At 64.7% G+C, this 18080-nt stretch carries 19 protein-coding genes; 3 read left to right on the top strand and 16 right to left on the bottom strand.

The window, feature by feature from the left end:
• Positions 1–178: 178 nt before the first annotated feature.
• A complete protein-coding gene (gene clpA / locus H3H36_RS19895) occupies positions 179–2479 on the bottom strand; it encodes an ATP-dependent Clp protease ATP-binding subunit ClpA (protein WP_182219824.1) in 2301 nt (766 codons plus the stop codon).
• Positions 2476–2778: an ATP-dependent Clp protease adapter ClpS gene (gene clpS, locus H3H36_RS19890; protein WP_182219823.1), complete on the bottom strand. Its 303-nt coding sequence runs from the start codon at positions 2776–2778 to the stop codon at positions 2476–2478. Before clpS ends, clpA begins: the two co-directional genes overlap by 4 nt.
• A 323-nt stretch (positions 2779–3101) precedes the next feature.
• Between clpS and cspE the strand changes: the two genes are divergently transcribed.
• Entirely contained in the window at positions 3102–3305 is a 204-nt protein-coding gene (gene cspE / locus H3H36_RS19885) for a transcription antiterminator/RNA stability regulator CspE (RefSeq protein ID WP_008446468.1), read from the top strand.
• A gap of 159 nt (positions 3306–3464) precedes the next feature.
• On the opposite strand, the gene icd is transcribed toward cspE, so the two are convergent.
• Positions 3465–4718: an NADP-dependent isocitrate dehydrogenase gene (icd, locus tag H3H36_RS19880; protein ID WP_182219822.1), complete on the bottom strand. Its 1254-nt coding sequence runs from the start codon at positions 4716–4718 to the stop codon at positions 3465–3467.
• A gap of 229 nt (positions 4719–4947) precedes the next feature.
• Here icd and H3H36_RS19875 point away from each other — a divergent pair, with 229 nt between their 5' ends.
• A complete protein-coding gene (locus H3H36_RS19875; RefSeq protein ID WP_182219821.1) occupies positions 4948–5520 on the top strand; it encodes a pseudouridine synthase in 573 nt (190 codons plus the stop codon).
• Here H3H36_RS19875 and H3H36_RS19870 read toward each other — a convergent pair.
• Together H3H36_RS19870 and rpsT are read right to left on the bottom strand one after the other, a co-directional pair.
• Positions 5514–5897, bottom strand: a complete 384-nt coding sequence (locus tag H3H36_RS19870; RefSeq protein ID WP_182219820.1) for a hypothetical protein — start codon at positions 5895–5897, stop codon at positions 5514–5516. The two genes, H3H36_RS19875 and H3H36_RS19870, sit on opposite strands and share 7 nt — an antisense overlap.
• A gap of 198 nt (positions 5898–6095) precedes the next feature.
• A complete protein-coding gene (rpsT, locus tag H3H36_RS19865) occupies positions 6096–6362 on the bottom strand; it encodes a 30S ribosomal protein S20 (RefSeq protein WP_182161499.1) in 267 nt (88 codons plus the stop codon).
• A 288-nt stretch (positions 6363–6650) separates the two neighbouring features.
• Between rpsT and murJ the strand changes: the two genes are divergently transcribed.
• Positions 6651–8201, top strand: a complete 1551-nt coding sequence (gene murJ / locus H3H36_RS19860) for a murein biosynthesis integral membrane protein MurJ (protein WP_182219819.1) — start codon at positions 6651–6653, stop codon at positions 8199–8201.
• A 63-nt stretch (positions 8202–8264) separates the two neighbouring features.
• Here murJ and H3H36_RS19855 read toward each other — a convergent pair whose 3' ends face one another.
• The 11 genes from H3H36_RS19855 to H3H36_RS19805 all read right to left on the bottom strand — a co-directional run bounded on the left by H3H36_RS19855 (position 8265) and on the right by H3H36_RS19805 (position 18064).
• Complete coding sequence (locus H3H36_RS19855; protein ID WP_220459806.1) at positions 8265–8783, bottom strand: FxDxF family PEP-CTERM protein; 519 nt, start codon at positions 8781–8783, stop codon at positions 8265–8267.
• A gap of 211 nt (positions 8784–8994) precedes the next feature.
• Positions 8995–9750 carry a type II secretion system protein gene (locus H3H36_RS19850; RefSeq protein ID WP_182219817.1) on the bottom strand — a complete coding sequence of 252 codons (756 nt, stop codon included), beginning with the start codon at positions 9748–9750 and terminating at the stop codon, positions 8995–8997.
• On the bottom strand, positions 9716–10093 hold the full coding sequence (locus H3H36_RS19845) for a type II secretion system protein (protein ID WP_375539607.1): 378 nt from the start codon (positions 10091–10093) through the stop codon (positions 9716–9718). The genes H3H36_RS19850 and H3H36_RS19845 overlap by 35 nt, the downstream gene beginning before the upstream one ends.
• 5 nt (positions 10094–10098) lie before the next feature.
• A complete protein-coding gene (locus tag H3H36_RS19840) occupies positions 10099–10578 on the bottom strand; it encodes a type II secretion system protein (RefSeq protein ID WP_375539608.1) in 480 nt (159 codons plus the stop codon).
• 8 nt (positions 10579–10586) lie between these two features.
• Complete coding sequence (locus H3H36_RS19835) at positions 10587–12686, bottom strand: secretin GspD/PilQ domain-containing protein (RefSeq protein ID WP_182219814.1); 2100 nt, start codon at positions 12684–12686, stop codon at positions 10587–10589.
• Positions 12686–13246, bottom strand: coding sequence for a hypothetical protein (locus H3H36_RS19830; protein WP_182219813.1), 561 nt, complete (start codon positions 13244–13246; stop codon positions 12686–12688). Before H3H36_RS19830 ends, H3H36_RS19835 begins: the two co-directional genes overlap by 1 nt.
• Positions 13243–13806, bottom strand: a complete 564-nt coding sequence (locus H3H36_RS19825; RefSeq protein ID WP_220459804.1) for a hypothetical protein — start codon at positions 13804–13806, stop codon at positions 13243–13245. Before H3H36_RS19825 ends, H3H36_RS19830 begins: the two co-directional genes overlap by 4 nt.
• A gap of 11 nt (positions 13807–13817) precedes the next feature.
• Positions 13818–14363, bottom strand: a complete 546-nt coding sequence (locus H3H36_RS19820; RefSeq protein ID WP_182219811.1) for a hypothetical protein — start codon at positions 14361–14363, stop codon at positions 13818–13820.
• A complete protein-coding gene (locus H3H36_RS19815) occupies positions 14360–15196 on the bottom strand; it encodes a hypothetical protein (RefSeq protein ID WP_182219810.1) in 837 nt (278 codons plus the stop codon). Before H3H36_RS19815 ends, H3H36_RS19820 begins: the two co-directional genes overlap by 4 nt.
• On the bottom strand, positions 15189–16847 hold the full coding sequence (locus tag H3H36_RS19810) for a GspE/PulE family protein (RefSeq protein WP_182219836.1): 1659 nt from the start codon (positions 16845–16847) through the stop codon (positions 15189–15191). Before H3H36_RS19810 ends, H3H36_RS19815 begins: the two co-directional genes overlap by 8 nt.
• A 32-nt stretch (positions 16848–16879) precedes the next feature.
• Positions 16880–18064, bottom strand: a complete 1185-nt coding sequence (locus H3H36_RS19805) for a type II secretion system F family protein (RefSeq protein WP_182219809.1) — start codon at positions 18062–18064, stop codon at positions 16880–16882.
• Between the last annotated feature and the right edge of the window lie 16 nt (positions 18065–18080).

Below are 18080 nucleotides of genomic sequence, written 5' to 3'. Positions count from 1 at the left end.
ATTTATGCTCCACGCTTCCTTCCCACAGTCAGTTACCCTTCCGCAGTTGCGCTTCACTTCGCTCACTGTGGTCAGCTCGCGGCGGGACTTGCACCCACAGGAGTGCGCCCATGCTGGGCGCACCAAATAAAAAAACCCGCATCGGGCGATGCGGGTTTTCTGTTCACCGTCAAACGGCTTAATCCACTTCCACCGTCTCCGGCGGCGGCGTCGGCGCGGCGTCCGATTCCGGGAATTCCAGCTTGACCTGGTCCTTCTCGTCCAGGTCCACCGTCACCCGGCCACCGGTCACCAGGCGGCCGAACAGCAGCTCGTCGGCTAGCGCCTTGCGGATCATGTCCTGGATCAGGCGCGACATCGGGCGCGCGCCCATCAGCGGGTCGAAGCCCTTCTTGGCGAGGAACTTGCGCAGCTTCTCGGTGAAGATGGCTTCCACCTTCTTCTCGTGCAGCTGCTCTTCCAGCTGCATCAGGAACTTGTCGACCACGCGCAGGATGATTTCCTCGTCCAGCGCGCGGAAGCTGATGGTGGCATCGATGCGGTTGCGGAACTCCGGCGTGAACATGCGCTTGATGTCGGCCATCTCGTCGCCCGACTGCTTGGAGCTGGTGAAGCCGATCGACGTCTTCTGCAAGCTCTCGGCGCCCGCGTTGGTGGTCATGATGATGATCACGTTGCGGAAGTCGGCCTTGCGTCCGTTGTTGTCGGTCAGCGTGCCATGGTCCATCACCTGCAGCAGGATGTTGAAGATGTCCGGGTGCGCCTTCTCGATCTCGTCCAGCAGCAGCACGGCGTGCGGCTTCTTGGTGATCGCTTCGGTCAGCAGACCGCCCTGGTCGAAGCCCACGTAACCGGGCGGCGCGCCGATCAGGCGGCTCACGGCATGGCGCTCCATGTACTCGGACATGTCGAAGCGGATCAGCTCGATGCCGAGGATGAAGGCCAGCTGCTTGGCCACTTCCGTCTTGCCCACGCCGGTGGGGCCGGAGAACAGGAAGGAGCCGATCGGCTTGTCGGTCTTGCCCAGGCCGGCGCGCGCCATCTTGATGGCCGAGGCCAGTGCTTCGATGGCGGGATCCTGCCCGAACACGACGTTGCGCAGGTCGCGGTCGATGGTCTGCAGCTTGCTGCGGTCGTCCTGGTTGACGGTCTGCGGCGGGATGCGGGCGATCTTGGCGATGATGTCCTCGATCTCCGTCTTGCCGATGGTTTTCTTCTGCTTCGATTTAGGCAGGATGCGCTGCGCGGCCCCAGCCTCGTCGATCACGTCGATGGCCTTGTCGGGCAGGTGGCGGTCGTTGATGAAGCGGGCCGCCAGTTCAGCCGCCGTCGACAGCGCCGACGACGAGTACTTGACGCCGTGGTGCTCCTCGAAGCGCGACTTGAGGCCGCGCAGGATCTGCACGGTCTGCTCGACGGTCGGCTCGTTCACGTCCACTTTCTGGAAGCGGCGGCTCAGCGCGTGGTCCTTCTCGAACACGCCACGGAATTCCGTGTAGGTGGTGGCGCCGATGCACTTGAGCTGGCCGTTGGCCAGGACCGGTTTCAGCAGGTTGGACGCGTCCAGCGTGCCGCCCGACGCGGAACCGGCGCCGATGATGGTGTGGATCTCGTCGATGAACAGGATGCCGTTCGGGTTGTCCTTGAGCTGCTTGAGCACGGCCTTGAGGCGCTGCTCGAAGTCGCCGCGGTACTTGGTGCCGGCCAGCAGCGCGCCCATGTCGAGCGAATAGACGACGGCGTGCTGCAGGATGTCGGGCACATCGTTCTGGGTGATACGGTAGGCCAGGCCTTCGGCGATGGCGGTCTTGCCCACGCCGGCCTCGCCCACCAGCAGCGGGTTGTTCTTGCGGCGGCGGCACAACACCTGGATCACGCGGTCAACCTCGTCCTCGCGGCCGATCAGCGGATCGATCTTGCCTTCGGCGGCGGCCTTGTTGAGGTTCTGGGTGAACTGGTCGAGCGGGCTTTCCTTCTGCTGGCCGTCGGACGGCGCGCCCTCTTCCACGCCTTCGGACGCCTTGGCGCTCTCGGAAGCCTGGTCCTTGCGCACGCCGTGCGAAATGAAGTTGACCACGTCCAGCCGCGTCACGCCCTGCTGGTGCAGGTAGTACACGGCATGCGAGTCCTTCTCGCCGAAGATGGCCACCAGCACGTTGGCGCCCGTCACTTCCTTCTTGCCGTTGGACGCGGACTGCACGTGCATGATGGCGCGCTGGATCACGCGCTGGAAACCGAGCGTGGGCTGGGTATCCACCTCGCCCGTGCCGGGCACGGTGGGCGTGTTGTCACCGATAAAGTTGGTCAGCGTCTTGCGCAAGTCCTCGATATTGACGGCGCAGGCGCGCAACACTTCAGCCGCCGACGGGTTGTCCAGCAGCGCCAGCAGCAAATGCTCGACGGTGATGAATTCGTGCCGTGCCTGTCGGGCTTCGACAAACGCCATGTGCAAACTTACTTCCAATTCCTGCGCGATCATACTTCCTCCATCACACACTGCAGGGGGTGGCCTGCCTTGCGCGCATGCGTTAAAACGAACTCCACTTTGGTACAGGCTACATCCTTGGAAAACACGCCACACACACCCTTGCCGTGCTGGTGCACGCTGAGCATGATTTGCGTGGCCGTTTCTCTGTCCTTGTTGAAATACTCCTGGATGATGGCCACGACGAATTCCATCGGCGTGTAGTCATCATTGAGCAGCGCCACCTGGTAGAGAGGTGGCGGCTTCAGCGTCTGCCGCTCCAGCAGGGTTTCGGTGTCATGCTTGGTTGCCATACGCTTATATTCTAATGCTTTCGGGTTTGATGCAATGCGCATTTCTCAGCGCATATCCAATTGTTGTCCATCTTACGCGCTTTCTCATCCCCGCGCAGATGGCGCCCGGGGCGGCGAATTCAAGAGTTGTTTTTATGCCAATTGTCTTAAAAATAGCAAAACGCTCTCGAAAGCGCTTGACTTTAAAAATCCACGCGCTAACAATGCGTTATCGACGCTGTGCAGCAATGTACATGTTGATAAGAAGTGAGGCGTGAGGAGGGGGCAAGAAGCTTCTTGCCTTTATGGCTCGTGTGATCAGTTTTTATTTGAAAGTTCTTTTTATGGCAACAGGTACTGTTAAGTGGTTCAATGATTCCAAAGGTTTTGGCTTCATCACTCCAGATGACGGCGGCGAAGATTTGTTCGCTCACTTCTCCGCAATCAACATGAACGGTTTCAAGACCCTCAAAGAAGGTCAAAAAGTTCAGTTCGAAGTCACGCAAGGCCCTAAAGGCAAGCAAGCTTCCAACATCCAGTCGGCCTAAGCGCCGCTGCGGAAGTCGAAAACCCCGCCTCGCGGGGTTTTTTTTCGTCCCGACGCCGGGCCGGCTGTTGCGCGCATGTCACGGCCACGCCCAGCAAAAAGCCCCGCCCTCTCGCGAGAACGGGGCTTGCCGGCAGCGCGGCGCGGGCCGCGCCACTGCTTACATATTGGCGATCATCACATCGCCGAAGCCCGAGCACGACACCTGGGTCGCGCCTTCCATCAGGCGCGCGAAGTCGTAGGTGACGCGCTTGGAGGCGATCGATTTCTGCATCGAATCGATCACCAGGTCGGCCGCCTCGGTCCAGCCCATGTGGCGCAGCATCATTTCGGCCGACAGGATCAGCGAACCGGGGTTCACATAGTCCTTGCCGGCGTATTTCGGTGCGGTGCCGTGGGTGGCTTCGAACATGGCCACCGAGTCCGACAGGTTGGCGCCCGGCGCGATGCCGATGCCGCCCACCTGGGCCGCCAGCGCGTCCGAGATGTAGTCGCCGTTCAGGTTCAGGGTGGCGATCACGCTGTACTCGGCCGGACGCAGCAGGATCTGTTGCAGGAATGCATCAGCGATCGAATCCTTGACCGTGATCTCGCGGCCGGTCTTGGGATTCTTGAACTTGCACCATGGGCCGCCATCGATCAGCTCGGCGCCGAATTCCTTCTGGGCCAGTTCATACGCCCAGTCACGGAAACCACCTTCCGTGTACTTCATGATGTTGCCCTTGTGAACGATGGTCACCGATGGCTTGTCATTGTCGATCGCGTACTGGATGGCCTTGCGCACCAGGCGCTGGGTACCCTGGCGCGACACGGGCTTGATGCCGATGCCCGACGTTTCCGGGAAGCGGATCTTGGTCACGCCCATTTCCTTGACCAGGAAGTCGATCAGTTTCTTGGCGTTGTCCGAACCTTCGGCCCACTCGATGCCGGCGTAGATGTCTTCCGAATTTTCGCGGAAGATCACCATGTCGGTCTTCTCCGGCTCTTTCACGGGCGAAGGCACGCCCGTGAAGTAGCGCACGGGGCGCAGGCAGACGTACAGGTCCAGTTGCTGGCGCAGCGCCACGTTGAGCGAACGGATGCCGCCGCCGACCGGGGTGGTCAGCGGGCCCTTGATGGAGACGACGTAATCCTTCAGCACTTGCAGCGTTTCATCGGGCAGCCACACATCGGGGCCGTACACGGTGGTCGACTTCTCGCCCGCGTAGATTTCCATCCAGCTGATCTTGCGCTTGCCGCCGTAAGCCTTGGCCACGGCCGCGTCGATCACTTTGATCATCACCGGGCTGATGTCGACGCCGGTGCCGTCACCCTCGATGTAGGGAACGATGGGGTTATCTGGTACATTCAGGGAAAAATCGGCATTGACGGTGATTTTCTGGCCGTCAGCAGGTACTTTGATATGTTGATACATCGTGTTCTCCGAAGTGGACGCTCGGCAAGCGACAACGTCGTTGCGCTCCCAGGGCATGATCTGCAATCTGATTTGTTACCAATTTACCACGGTTTGGCTGAGTCTTACTCCGAGTCTTCTATAAGACATAAGACAGGCGTTTCACATTATGCACCAGTATTTTGCCAGGCGCTATGGCTTTTTCGCCGCCGGCGTTTAAGCCTACACCACAATTGATCCTCATATAAATATGTCTTTGATACTATTCAACAAGCCGTTCCAGGTTCTGTGCCAGTTCTCCGCGCAGGACGGGCGTCCCACGCTGGCCGACTACCTGCACATCCCCAACATCTACCCGGCCGGCCGGCTCGACGCCGACAGCGAAGGCTTGCTGCTGCTGACCGACGACGGCAAGTTGCAGCACGACATTGCCCACCCCGACCATAAACAAGCCAAGACTTATTTGGTGCAGGTGGAGGGCGTGCCGGACGCGGACAGCCTGGCGCGGCTGCAAGCGCCCATCAACCTGGGCGACTTCACCACCTTGCCATGCAAAGCCGTGCGCATCGCCGAGCCCGAATGGCTGTGGCCGCGCAACCCGCCGATCCGCCAGCGCGCCGACCAGCCCACCAGCTGGCTGGCCATCACCCTGCAGGAAGGCAAGAACCGCCAGGTGCGGCGCATGACGGCGGCCGTCGGCCTGCCCACGCTGCGCCTGGTGCGCAGCGCCATCGGCGCCATATCGCTGGCCAGCCACCCGCTGATGCCGGGCGAATGGCGCGCCGTGACGCCGGCCGAACTGGTCAACGGTTCCGGTCAATAAAGCGGCGCGACCATACGGCGGCGCAACAAAAGATTTTCAGATATTTTGCATTTTTTTTGAAAAATCATGTCAACCGACAATTTCCTGCCCACGTTAAGGGGAGCAGATTCACTTGAATCCTTGATTTCTTCAACCGCCAAAGGAACTGACATGTCTAAAATCATCGCTGCTCTGGTTGCATCCCTGTTCGCCGCTTCCGCTTTCGCCGCTGCTCCAGCGTCGGCATCCGCTGCTGCTTCCGCTCCGATGGCTTCCGCTGCTTCCGCATCCGCTTCGGCCGAAGCCGCTGCTCCTGCGAAGAAAGCCAAGAAAGCCAAGAAAGCCAAGAAAGCAGCTTCGGCATCGGCTTCCGCTGAAGCTTCGGCACCAGCGGCCAAGTAATCTTTCCGGCTCCATCAAAAAGGCAGGCGCGTCCTGCCTTTTTTTACGCCCGTCGCCAGCGCATGACGATGACAACGACGCAGGGGGGCACGCGCGCATTGCGCATGTGCAAACGACAAAACCCGCGCTGACCAGAGGTCAGGCGGGTTCTTGCTGTACTCCCTGTCGCGGCCTGGGCCGCAAGCAGCAGGAAATTAAGCGGACAGTGCCTTCAGGGCAGCTGCCAGGCGGCTCTTGTGGCGAGCGGCCTTGTTTTTGTGGATGATCTTCTTGTCAGCGATGCTGTCGATGGTCGACACGGATGCCTGGAAGATTGCGGTCGCAGCCGCTTTGTCGCCACCCTGGATAGCCTTACGTACCGCTTTGATCGCGGTGCGCAGGGTCGAACGCTGGGACGAGTTGTGTGCGTTTTGCTTAACTGCTTGACGAGCGCGTTTGCGCGCTTGTGCGGTATTTGCCATGGAATTTCCTAAATCAGGGTCAAAGTGCGTTTGCAAACATTATTGTTTGCCAAACAGGTGCGTTCAGTGCAGCTGCCGAACCATGTGAGTCAAACTACTGCCTGCCAAACATTCGTGTCTGCATTACAGAATTCTGTACAGCCTTCGATTATAGCGATGTTTTTCAACCGGAGCAATTCAAAAATTCAGAAAATTGCAAGGCCCCGGGAGCCAGCTGCGTCCGCCACGGCCAACTATTCTAGCGCGACATGCGCGTGAGCACTATTGCAACCGCTATAATCTCGGCCCATGAACCTGCTCAAAACCCTGGCTGGCATCTCCAGCATGACCCTGCTCTCGCGCGTGACGGGCCTGTTGCGCGAAACCCTGTTCGCACGGGCCTTTGGCGCCGGCGCCTACACCGACGCCTTCATCGTCGCCTTCCGCATCCCCAACCTGCTGCGGCGCTTGTTCGCCGAAGGCGCGTTCTCGCAAGCGTTCGTGCCCATCCTGTCCGAGTACAAGACCCAGTACGGCCAGCAGGCAAGCAAGACGCTGGCCGACCACGTGGCCAACACGCTGGTGTGGGCCACCCTGCTGGTGAGCGTGGCCGGCATCATCGGCGCGCCCGTGTTCGTCTACCTGATCGCCACCGGCCTGCGCGCCGAGCCGGGCGCGTTCGACGCGGCCGTGTGGATGACGCGCCTGATGTTCCCTTATATTAGCTTCATGTCCTTCGTGGCGCTGGCCGGGGGCATCCTCAACACCTGGCGCGAATTCAAGATTCCCGCCTTCACGCCGGTGCTGCTGAACCTGTCGTTCATCACCGCCTCGCTGTTCCTGCAGTCGCACCTGGCCCAGCCCATCTACGCCATGGCCATCGCCGTGTTCGTGGGGGGCTTGCTGCAGGTGGGCATGCAGATTCCGGCCCTGGTGCGCATCGGCATGCTGCCGCGCCTGTCGCTGAACCCGGCCGCCGGCCTGGGCGACCCCGGCGTGCGCCGCGTGCTCAAGAAAATGGGGCCGGCCGTGTTCGCCGTGTCGGCGGCCCAGATCAGCCTGATGATCAACACCAGCATCGCCTCGCGGCTGGCCGAGGGCAGCATTTCCTGGTTGTCCTATGCCGACCGGCTGATGGAATTCCCCACCGCCATGCTGGGCGTGGCGCTGGGCACGATATTGTTGCCCAGCCTGTCCAAGGCCAACGCCGATGGCGATACCGAGGAATACTCCAACCTGCTGGACTGGGGCCTGCGCCTGACCTTCCTGCTGGCCCTGCCGTCGGCCGTGGGCATGGCCACGCTGGCCGAACCATTGATCACGACGCTGTTCCATTACGGTAAATTCTCCGACCACGCAGCCGCCATGTCGGCCCGGCCCCTGATCGCCTACAGCGTGGGCTTGCTCGGCATCATCCTGGTCAAGACGCTGGCGCCCGCGTTCTACGCCCGCCAGGATATCCGCACCCCCGTCAAGATCGCCGTGGGCGTGCTGGTGGCGACGCAGTTGATGAATATGCTGTTCGTACCCTACATCGCCGTGGCCGGCCTGGCGCTGTCGATCGGGCTGGGCGCCTGCGTCAACGCCAGCTTCCTGTACACGGGCTTGCGCAAGCGCGGCATCTACCGCCCCCTGCCCGGCTGGGGCTGGTTCTTCGTGCGGGTGGCGCTGGCCTGCGCCGCCATGGGCGCAGCCGCCTGGTACAGCGCCAGCCTGGTGGACTGGCTGGGCATGCAGCGCCATGTGCTGCTGCGCGCCGGCGCCCTGTTCCTCGTGATCGGGTTCAGCGGCGCCGTCTATTTCGGCGCCCTGCTGGCGATGGGCTTCCGCCTGCGCGACTTCAAGCGCACCGCACGTTAAGACGCGCCGGCGACGGACGAAAAAAAACCCGCCGCGGCGGGTTTTTTTTATGCTTGCGGCGAATCAGGCCGACTTCTTGGCCTTGCGGCGGGCCACGACGCCCATCAGCGCCAGGCCGCCCAGCAGCATGCCATAGGTTTCTGGCTCAGGCACGGCCGTCACCGATACGGAACCATTGAAGTAAGCCTGCTTGTACGAACCGTCGATCTTGCCCCAGACATCCATGGTCAGCGGTGCGCCACCGGTGTACACCAGGTTACCCGATTTCAGCTTGCCGGTCTGGGTGCCTTCGGACAGGACGAAGGAATGGCCATCGAGCCAAACGCCGCCGGTGGCGTTGTTGGGCGAGAAGAACAGGCGGGTACCGCTGATCGACGCTTCGATATTGTACTGGCCGGCAGCCAGGCCAGTGAAGGTCACGGTCTGGTGGAAGGTGGTGGTGCCGGCAGCAAACGCGTCGCTGTGGAAATCGGCAAACCCGTCAGCATCAAACGTCGCGGTGGCAGCGCTTGCGCCCTGCGCGATGAAACCTGCGCTGGCAAACAATACGGCAGCTACTACAGACTTTGCATTCATTTTCATATGAGAATCACCAAAGTAAGGATGCCATACTGGCATCGAGGGTTGTGGGAAGTACTGCTGAGGCAAATAGTAACATATTTACATTAATTCACATTGTAAATTTTCTATTTTGAATTGTTTTTTATCAACATCTCATATGACGAGAAAAGCATTTCCGTAACACACTATTTTTGTGACAATGGGTGATTTTTGACGTGCTGCGGCTTGAACGTTATTGATGCTCAGCCGCTGTTGGCGCCGCTTCCGTTGGTGGCGCGGCCGGCTCGGCCGGCTCGGCCGGCGAGGCAGTGCTGTCATGGTCAGGGTGCGAGGCCGGGGTCGGCGCGGCAGCCGGCGCACTGGAGGCTGGCGCTGCGGCCGGCTGGCCGCTGGCCGGGCCCTCATCGTGCTTGAGCGGAATCGATGGTGGTGCCGGCGCCACAGGCGCGGCCGTGGCTGGCTTGCCCGTCAGCGTGAATTTCCAGTCCGAGAGATGCGCCCTGCCCTCGAACGCCTGGAAACGGGTAGGGAAATTGCCAACCTTGACCGGCCGCGCATCCGACAGGCTGTACACGGCCACGATGCCGCCCTTGCCGTCGCCCTTGCCTGCGTCCTTGCCCTCGCCTTCGCCCAGCCGCACCAGTCCCCATTCAGCCTTGCCCGTGACGGGATCGACGAAAATCTTGCGCAAGTGGCGCCGGGTGCCAGGAAAGCGCGGGTCTTTCAGCAGGTCCTTGAGCGTGGCCGGCTGCGCCGGCTGGCCAGGCGGGGTGGCGCTGGCATAGCTTTGCAGCGCGTCGCTGAACGCGGCGCCGATATACAGTAGTTCGCGTTCGGCCCGGCTGCGCTGCAGCACGCTGCCCACCTTGAGCGTGGTGGCCGTCACCAGGCCGATGATGGCCACCAGCACGATCACGCTCAGGTAGGTGAAGCCGCCCTGCCCGGCCGCCCTCCTACCATTCGCTGTAAGGCTTGCCGCTGCGGTCATTGCCGGGCGCTCCGCTCTTGATGGTGTAGACCCCACCCTTGCTGCCATCCTCGGGCGGCAGCACGATCCAGGTGGTGCTGCTGTCCGTGATGGGATCGACGGGCATCTCGCGCAGGTATTTCTTCTCCACCAGTTGTTCCAGCGAATCGGGATAGCGGCCCGTGTCGCCGTAATACTGGTCGATCACGCCACGCAGGTTGCGCAGGTTATCGGCCAAGACGATCTCCTTGGACTTGTCGATGCTGGGGAAGTAGCGCGGCACGGCCAGCGTCAGCATCAACGCCACGATGCCCAGCACCACCAGCAGCTCGATCAGCGTGAAGCCGGCCGCCCGTCGTTTCATCGGCATCACCATTTGCGGTACGGGATGCCGTTCAGGCCCACCCGCTCACTGGTGCTGTAGACGTCATACACATCCTCGCCCTCCTTGGGTTCGTCCGCCTCGCTGGCGTAGCTGCGCTTGCCCCACGATGCCGCATCGCTGACGGCCGTGTCGGGGTTGAACGGATCGCGCGGCACGCGGCGCAGGAAGTACATCTTGCTGCGCTTGGGATTGCGCAGGTCGGGCACGCCATCGACCAGCACCTCCAGCGTCTTCGGATAGCCGTTAGCCCCCAGCGTCCTGGTGATGCGGCCATCGTCGTAGGCCTGCTTGTAGGCGTCGATGGCCTCGCGGATTTCATGCAGCGCGTAGCGCAAGTCCTGCTCCTGGCGGCGCTGTATCGTCACCTGCGCGGCCGGGATCACGAGCGTGCCCAGCAAGCCCAGGATGGCCAGCGTGACCAGCAATTCGATCAGCGTGAAGCCGCCGGCGCGCACCCGCCGCATGGATGCCATCACTGCCCCTGCGCGTGCGCCGGCTCAACTGGCGGCGCCGTCTCCGGCGTGGGCACGGCGGCGGGCACGGCCACAGGAATGGCCACCGGCGCCGGCTGCACGGCCGATGGCGGCAGTGGGCCAGGCTGCACCTGGGACGGTGGCGGCGACAGGGGCGTGGCGTCGGCTTGTGGCGCAGCGGCGGGCGCGGGCGGCGGCGTGGTCATATTGGCCACGCCCGCCTGCGGTGCCGCCGGTGCCGGCAATGCCGGACGGGCCCCTGCCGGCGGCGGCAACTGGGCCGCGGGGCGCGCCGCCAGGTCGGGACGGCGGCGGAAGTTCGCTTCCGTGCCGGCCGAGAACTCGGACAGCTGCGCCTCCGGCCGCTGCACGTTGCGGATCAAATGCGGCGTGATCGACAGCACGATCTCCGTCTTCTGGTTGTCATCGCGGTTGCTGCCGAACAGGCGGCCCAGCAACGGCAGGTCGCCGATGCCCGGCACGTGGCTGCCCGTGCTGCGTTCCTCGCTGTTGATCAGCCCCGCCAGCACCTGGTTCTCGCCATCCTTCAACTGCAGCATGGTGGACGCCTGGCGTGTGCCGATCTGGTAGGCCGTGGTGCCGGACTTGGTCTGGATCTGGTTGACCAGGTTGCTCACTTCCAGCTGCACGCGGATGCCCACTTCGTTGTTCAGGTAGATGGTCGGTTCCGCGTTCAGCGTCAAGCCCACGTCCACATAGCTGACCGACTCCGTGGCGAAGCCGCCCGCGCCGGGCGAAATGGTGGTGGTAATCACGGGCACCTTGTCGCCGATGACGATCTTGGCCTTTTCCTTGTTGCGCACGCGGATGCGCGGATTGGCCAGCAGGTTGGCGTCGCCGTCGGTCTTGCTGGCGTTGATGGTGGCGTTGAACGTGCCGCCCACGCCGGTGACGCCGATGCTGCGCTGGTTCAGGTTGTTCAAATCGCGGATGGTCAGGCCGGTGCCGCCCGAGGTGGACAGCGGCGTCAGGCTCACCCCGGCCGGCCAGGCCACGCCCAGCTCCATCAGGCGGGTGCGCTTGACCTCCAGGATTTCCACTTCCAGCATCACTTCCGCTTCCGGCGTGTCCTGCAGCGCCACCAGCCGTTCGGCCAGGCGGATCGCTTCGGGCGTGTCGCGCACGATCAGCAGGTTGAGCTTCTCGTCCACCACCACGTCGCGCGACTTGAGGATGGTCTTGAGCGTGTTGGCCACCAGCTTGGCCTCGGCGTTAGCCAGGTAGAAGGTCTTGACCACCATCTCCTGGTATTCCTTCTGCTTGGCCGCCACGTTCGGATAGATCAGGATGGTGTTGCCGTCCATGACCTGCCGTTCCAGCTGGTTGGTCATCAGCAGGAAGTAGATGGCCGATTCCACCGTGCTGTTCTTGAGGAAGATCGAGGCCCGCTGGTCCGTCTTGACGTCCTTGTCGAACACGAAGTTCAGGCCCGAGCGGCGCGCGATCACCTCGAACACCTGCTTCAGCGGCGCATCGCGGAATTCGATCGAGATCGGCTGGCGGAACGCCTTGGCCAGGCCGCTCTCGGCCACCGGCGGCGCCAGTTTGGCCTGCACTTCGCGCAGCAGCTGGCGCGCTGCTTCGTTGGTGGGGGTTTCGGTCAGGATGGCGTTCAGCTGCTGGCTGGCCAGCTCGTATTCACCCTTGCCCGCGTGCTCGCGCGCGCTGGCCAGCAGCTTGTCCTGGCGCTGCGCCGCGTCCAGCGCACGCAAGCCGGCGCGCGCCCGCTCATTGGCCACGTCCAGCGCCAGCACGCGCTGGAAGCCCTGCTCGGCCGCCGGATACTGGCCGGCGGCCAGCGCCCGTTCCGCCTGTTCCAGGTAGCGCGCCGTGGCGCGGTCGCGCGCCTGCAGATACGCCGCGTGGTACTGCGCGTTGCCCGGTTCGGCCGCGATCGCGTCCTGCAACCTGCGCAACCCCGCTTCCACCTGGTCATGTTCGACCAGGTCGCGGCCGTCGCGGTAAGCCAGTTGCGCGGCGCATCCGCCCAGCGCCAGCGCCAGCGCGGGCAACGCCAGGCTACGGGTCAAATGCGTCAGCACGCGCCGGCCGGCGCGCTTCTGTGGGTGACTAGGCATCAGTCGAGCACTCCAATATTGAGCTGTTGAACCAGGTTCATGGGCAGATAGGTGACGGACATCAGCGGCGGCGCGATCGCGTCCACCCGGTAGACGCCGTCGATGACGGTCTTGGCGCGCACCACGTACACCTTGTCGGCGCGGCTCAAATAGACTTCCCACGCGCCATCGGCGACGGCCTTGCCGATGTAGGTGAACGGCAGCGGCGGCGCCGACGGGGGCGGTGGTGGCGGCGGTGGCGGCGGTGGCGGCGCGGGCGGGGTCCAGTTCTGGCCCAGGAACACGCCCTTGCCGGCTGCGAACGCGCCATCGCCATCCTCGCCCACCAGTTCCGCGCGCGGCACCAGCGGCAGGATGGCGGGGCCGCTGCTGGCCGCAGCGCTGGCGCTGCTGGCCGATTCTGTCCGCCGCGCGGGCGCGGGCGCAGGCGCGGGCTTGCCGGCCGCGCGCGGACGCACCACGGCTTCGGCCACGTCTGACGACGGCGTCTTGTCCCCGAACAGGGCCAGTCCGGCCGCGCCCACCAGCGCCAGCGCCATCACGATCTGGTAAGGCTTCATGGCTGCACCACCGTTTGCGCATCCTTCAGGTACAGCGTGAGGCGGATGCGCGCCTCGACGGCAGTGTCGGCGATGGCGTCGCGCCGGAAGCTCACCTCATCGAGCGAGGCGAACGGCATGGCGCGCAGCGCCTGCAAGGTGAACTGCCAGATGGCCGCATACGGTCCCTTCACTGGCAGCACGATCTGGTAAGTGGACACGCGGCTGGCCTTGTCGTAGGCCGATTTGTACTCGCCCTGGCTGAGCACGAGGTTGGCCTTGGCGGCCAGTCCGAACAAGACCTTGACTTGCTGCTCCGCGTAGCGCTGCTCGCCCAGCACGTCGTAGAACGCGGCCAGGTTCTGGTCGGCCGTCGGCGGTGGCGGCGCGCTCACCAGCGGCTCCGCTGCAGTAACGGGCAAAGGTTGCGCGCCTTGCGCCAGCAAGGCGGCCCGCTGCGGCAACAGCCAGGCCCACCCGGCCACGCCGGCCGCGCACAGCAGCACCGCCACGCACGCGGGCGCACCTGCGCGCGCCAGCGCCAGGCGCGCGCGCAAGGCAAAAGCCGAAAAGGCCGACAACTGCGCGCCGTTCACCGCGCCCCCCACCGGGCTTCAAGCTGGAAGCGCAACGGATGGTTGCTGTCCTGCTCATTGATTTCATGGCGCGTCAGCAGCACCCCGCTGAACACTTCCTGCTCCTTGAGCTGCTCCACGTAGGCGATCATGTCGTCGCTGGTCTTCGTTTCAGCCGTCAGCTTGAGCACCCGCTTGCGCGGGTCGGGCTCCAGCGCCAGCAGCGCCACCGTGGGCGGCGTGGCGGCGGCCACCGCGTCCTGCAGGTCACGCCACGGCAGGTTGAGCTGCATGACGGCGCCGTTGACGAAGGTGGCCTGCGCTTCCGGGATCGCCACGGCGGCCACCGCCACCGGCCTGGCGCGCTGCGCCTGCTGGCGTTCCTCAATCTGGCGCACGGCCAGTTCGCGCGCGCGGCGCAGTTCCATCACATGCCAGCCGCCCAGCGCCGCGCTCACGCACAGCAACACGCCCGCCACACCCGCCACCAGCACGACCGGATGCAGATGGTACAGCGTGCGGCGCCAGCCGCGCGGCGCGAAGTCGATGCGCAACGGTCTCATACCACGCTCCCGCGCCGGGCCAGCATGGCGGCGCTGCTCCATGCCGCCTCGCCGGCGCGCTGCGCCAGGTCGAGCGCGGCGCAGCGGATGTGGGCCGGATTGCTCACGGGACCAGTCCACAAGGCTGGCGCGGAGCCGCACAGTTGCAACAGCGACGGCAATGCCAGTTGATGCAGCAGCGCTTCGCGCGTCAGGGCCTGGGTCAGCCAATAATGGTCGGCGCCTGCCGGCACCGGCAGCGCGCGCACGGCGCGCAGGCGTCTGCCTTCCACCGCGCCCACCGTCAGCAAGCCGTCGTGCATTACACCGAACCAGGCGCCGGGCGTCAGGGCGCGCTGCCAACGGTTCCACGCGGCGATAAACTGGGGCAGCACTTCGACGATGGCCAGCTTGTGTTCCTTTGCCACCTGCTCCAGCACCATCAGCAGCGTGCGCGGCACGGCGGCGGCGAAGAACGGATGGCTGGCGTCCCAGTCGGCGGCGATGCGCCACGCGGCCGGCGGTTCGCCATACAGCGTGTGAAAGCGCAGGCCGGCCGCCGCTTCAATATCGGCCAGGCGCGTGGCGCCGGCCGGCGGCGTGACCTGCCACAGGCGCGTCAGTTCGTCGTCCAGCACGATGCTGACCGGCCAGCCGGCCAGCCGCTGCTCGTTCAACAGCGCGCGCAGCGCGTTACCGATGGCGTCGAAGGGATGTTCGCCGGCCGGCGAGAACGCGTGTTCGGCCAGCACCGTCAGCGCCGGGCCGGCCGCGCGCCAGCGGCTGGTGCGCAGCAGGCTGACGGCGCCGGCGGAGACGCCGATGCGCAACGCTTGTCCCGGCAATCTACGCATGCAGGGTCACCCGTTTGATTTCAGCCAGCGTGGTGCCGCCGCGCCGCACCAGTTCCAGCGCCGCCTGGCGCAGGCTGCGCGTGCCGTTGGCGTGGGCGGCCTGCTTGATCTGGCGGATCGGCCGCTTGTCGACGATCAGTTCGCGGATCTCGTCGTTCAGGGTCAGGATTTCGGCGATCGAACGGCGGCCCTTGTAGCCGGTGCCGCGGCAGTCGCCGCAGCCTTTGCCCTGCATGAACAGGTAGTCCTGGGCGTCGGCCCAGGTCAGGCCCACGCTGGCCAGTTCCTGTTCGTCCGGCGTGTAAGGCGCGGCGCAATGGGGGCAGTTGATGCGCACCAGGCGCTGGGCCCAGATGCCGTTCAGGGCAGACACGAAAGCATACGGATCGATGCCCATGTGGGTGAAGCGGCCGAACACGTCGAACACGTTATTGGCGTGCACCGTGGTCAGCACCAGGTGGCCCGTGAGCGCCGACTGCACGGCGATTTCGGCCGTCTCGCGGTCGCGGATCTCGCCCACCATGATCTTGTCCGGGTCGTGGCGCAGGATGGAGCGCAGGCCCTTGGCGAAGGTCAGGCCCTTCTTCTCGTTGACGGGAATCTGCAGGATGCCGGGCAACTGATATTCGACCGGGTCTTCGATGGTGATGATCTTCTCGCGCCCGTTGTGAATCTCCGTCAGCGCCGCGTACAGCGTGGTGGTCTTGCCAGAGCCGGTCGGCCCCGTCACCAGCAGCATGCCGTAGGCTTCCTGCGCCAGCACCCGCAGCGTGGCCAGCGACGGCGCGTCGAAACCAAGCGCCTCCAGCGTCAGCGCGCCGTAGGCTTCGATCATGGCGCGCTTGTCGAGGATACGGATCACCGCGTCCTCGCCGTGAATGCTGGGCATGATGGAGACACGCAAGTCGATCTCGCGCCCGCCCGCCTCGACCCGGAAGCTGCCGTCCTGCGGCACGCGGCGCTCGGCGATATCGAGTTCGGCCAGCACCTTCAGGCGCGAGATGATCTGCTCGGCCACTTCGATGCCGTTGACGGAGGTGGCATGATCGAGCACACCATCGACCCGGTACTTGACGGCCAGCCCGCCGGCCGTGCTTTCGAGGTGGATGTCGGAGGCGCCGGCCTTGAGCGCGTCGTACAGCGTGGAATTGACCAGCCGCACGGCGGGGCTGGCCGCTTCCGACACGGAGGCGAACGACAGCACGGCGGCCGTCTTGCCGTCACGCCTGCCTTCGCTGGCGCCCGGCAGCAGCGAATCCGTGGCGCGCGCCGATTCCTCCTGCTTGGACAGATAAGCCGAAATGTCGGCCCGCAGCGCCAGCCGCACCGCCAGCGGCGCGTGCGGCGTGGCGCGCGCCTGCGTACTTAACCAGGTTTGCAGATCGAGGTCGAACGGATCGTCGATCATGCCCATCAGCGCGCCGTCGGCCGCGCGCAGCAGCACGCAGTGGCGCGCCAGCGCCTGCGACAACGGCAGCAAGTCAAACGCCGGCTGCATGGCCAGCATGTCGGCCGTCTCCAGCACCTGCAGCCCGAACGGCTGGGCCAGGGCCTGCACCACCAGCCGCGGCTCCATGCCCGACAAAGCTTCCAGTTCCTCAACCAGCGTGCGCTTCGATCGCAGCGCCAGCGCACGCGCACGCGTCAGCATGGCGGCGTCGATGGCCGGCAAGTGCAGCGCGCTCACGACATGTCTCCGGCCAGATCGAAGATCGGCATGTACAGCAGCACCACGATGGCCCCCACCACCAGGCCGATGGCGGCCATCAGCAGCGGCTCGAAGGTGCGCGTAAAGCGGTCGATCCAGCGGCTGATTTCACCGTCGTAGAAGGCGGCCGACTGGGTCAGCATGGGGCCCATGTCGCCGGTGCGCTCGCCCACGCGCAGCATGCGCAGCGAAATCGGCGTGGTCAGGCCGTGGCGCTCGAACGCCGTCGACAGCGGCAGGCCGGCCTCGATGTCGGAGCGCGCCCCTTGCAGGCCGGCGCGCACGGCGGGCGACACCATGCCGTGCACGGTTTCGATCGCGTGCACGATGGTGATGCCGCCTTCGCTGAGCATGCCCAGCGTCAGGTACAGCCGCGATAATTCGTAGATGCGCACCCGCTCGCCGATGCCGGGCACGCGCGCCAGCAGGCTGGCCAGGCCGCCGCTGCCGGCCAGGCGCCGCAGCAGCAGCGCCAGGCCCGTCACCACGGCGGCGATCCCGCCCAGCAGCAGCGCCGTGTGCTGGCCGGCGAACTGGCCCCAGTTGAGCATCTGCTGCGACAGCCACGGCAAGTTGCGGCCCGCGCCCTGGTACACCTCGGCGAAACGGGGCACCACGTAGCCGATCAGGAACAAACTCACGCCGCCGCCCACCAGCAGCAAAATGCAAGGATAGATGGCGGCCGACACCAGCTTGCCGCGCACCAGGTCGATGCGCTGCTGGTAGTCGATGAAGCGGGACAAGGCGCGCGGCAGGTCGGACGTGCCCTCGGCCGCCTTGACGATGCCCACGTACAGCGGCGGAAACAGTTCCGGCTGGTCGGCCAGCACGGCGGAAAAGCGCTGGCCTTCGCGCAGGCCGGCCAGCAGGCGTTCCAGCACGCCGCGCGTGGCGGGGCTGGCTTCCTTTTCCAGCAGCGCTTCCAGCGCCTCGACGATGCCCAGGCCCGCCGTCAGCAGGGCCAGCAATTCCTGGCTGAACAGCACCAACGACAAGCCCTTGCCGCGCCGCGTGCGCAGCGTGCCGCGTACGGGCGCGATGGCGCTCACGAACAGGCCGCGCGCCTCCACCTGGCGGCGCGCGTCGGCTTCATCGCGGCCATCGATGAGCAGATGGGCGATGACCATATCGGCCGACAAGGTGCGGACGTCGAACTGCATGGTGAAGACCGGCGGG

The organism is Rugamonas fusca, assembly GCF_014042365.1.
In the GTDB taxonomy this organism is placed as follows: Bacteria; Pseudomonadota; Gammaproteobacteria; order Burkholderiales; family Burkholderiaceae_D; genus Rugamonas; species Rugamonas fusca.
The sequence above is the reverse complement of the archived record's forward strand: the minus strand, read 5'-3'. Positions and strand labels throughout refer to the sequence as shown.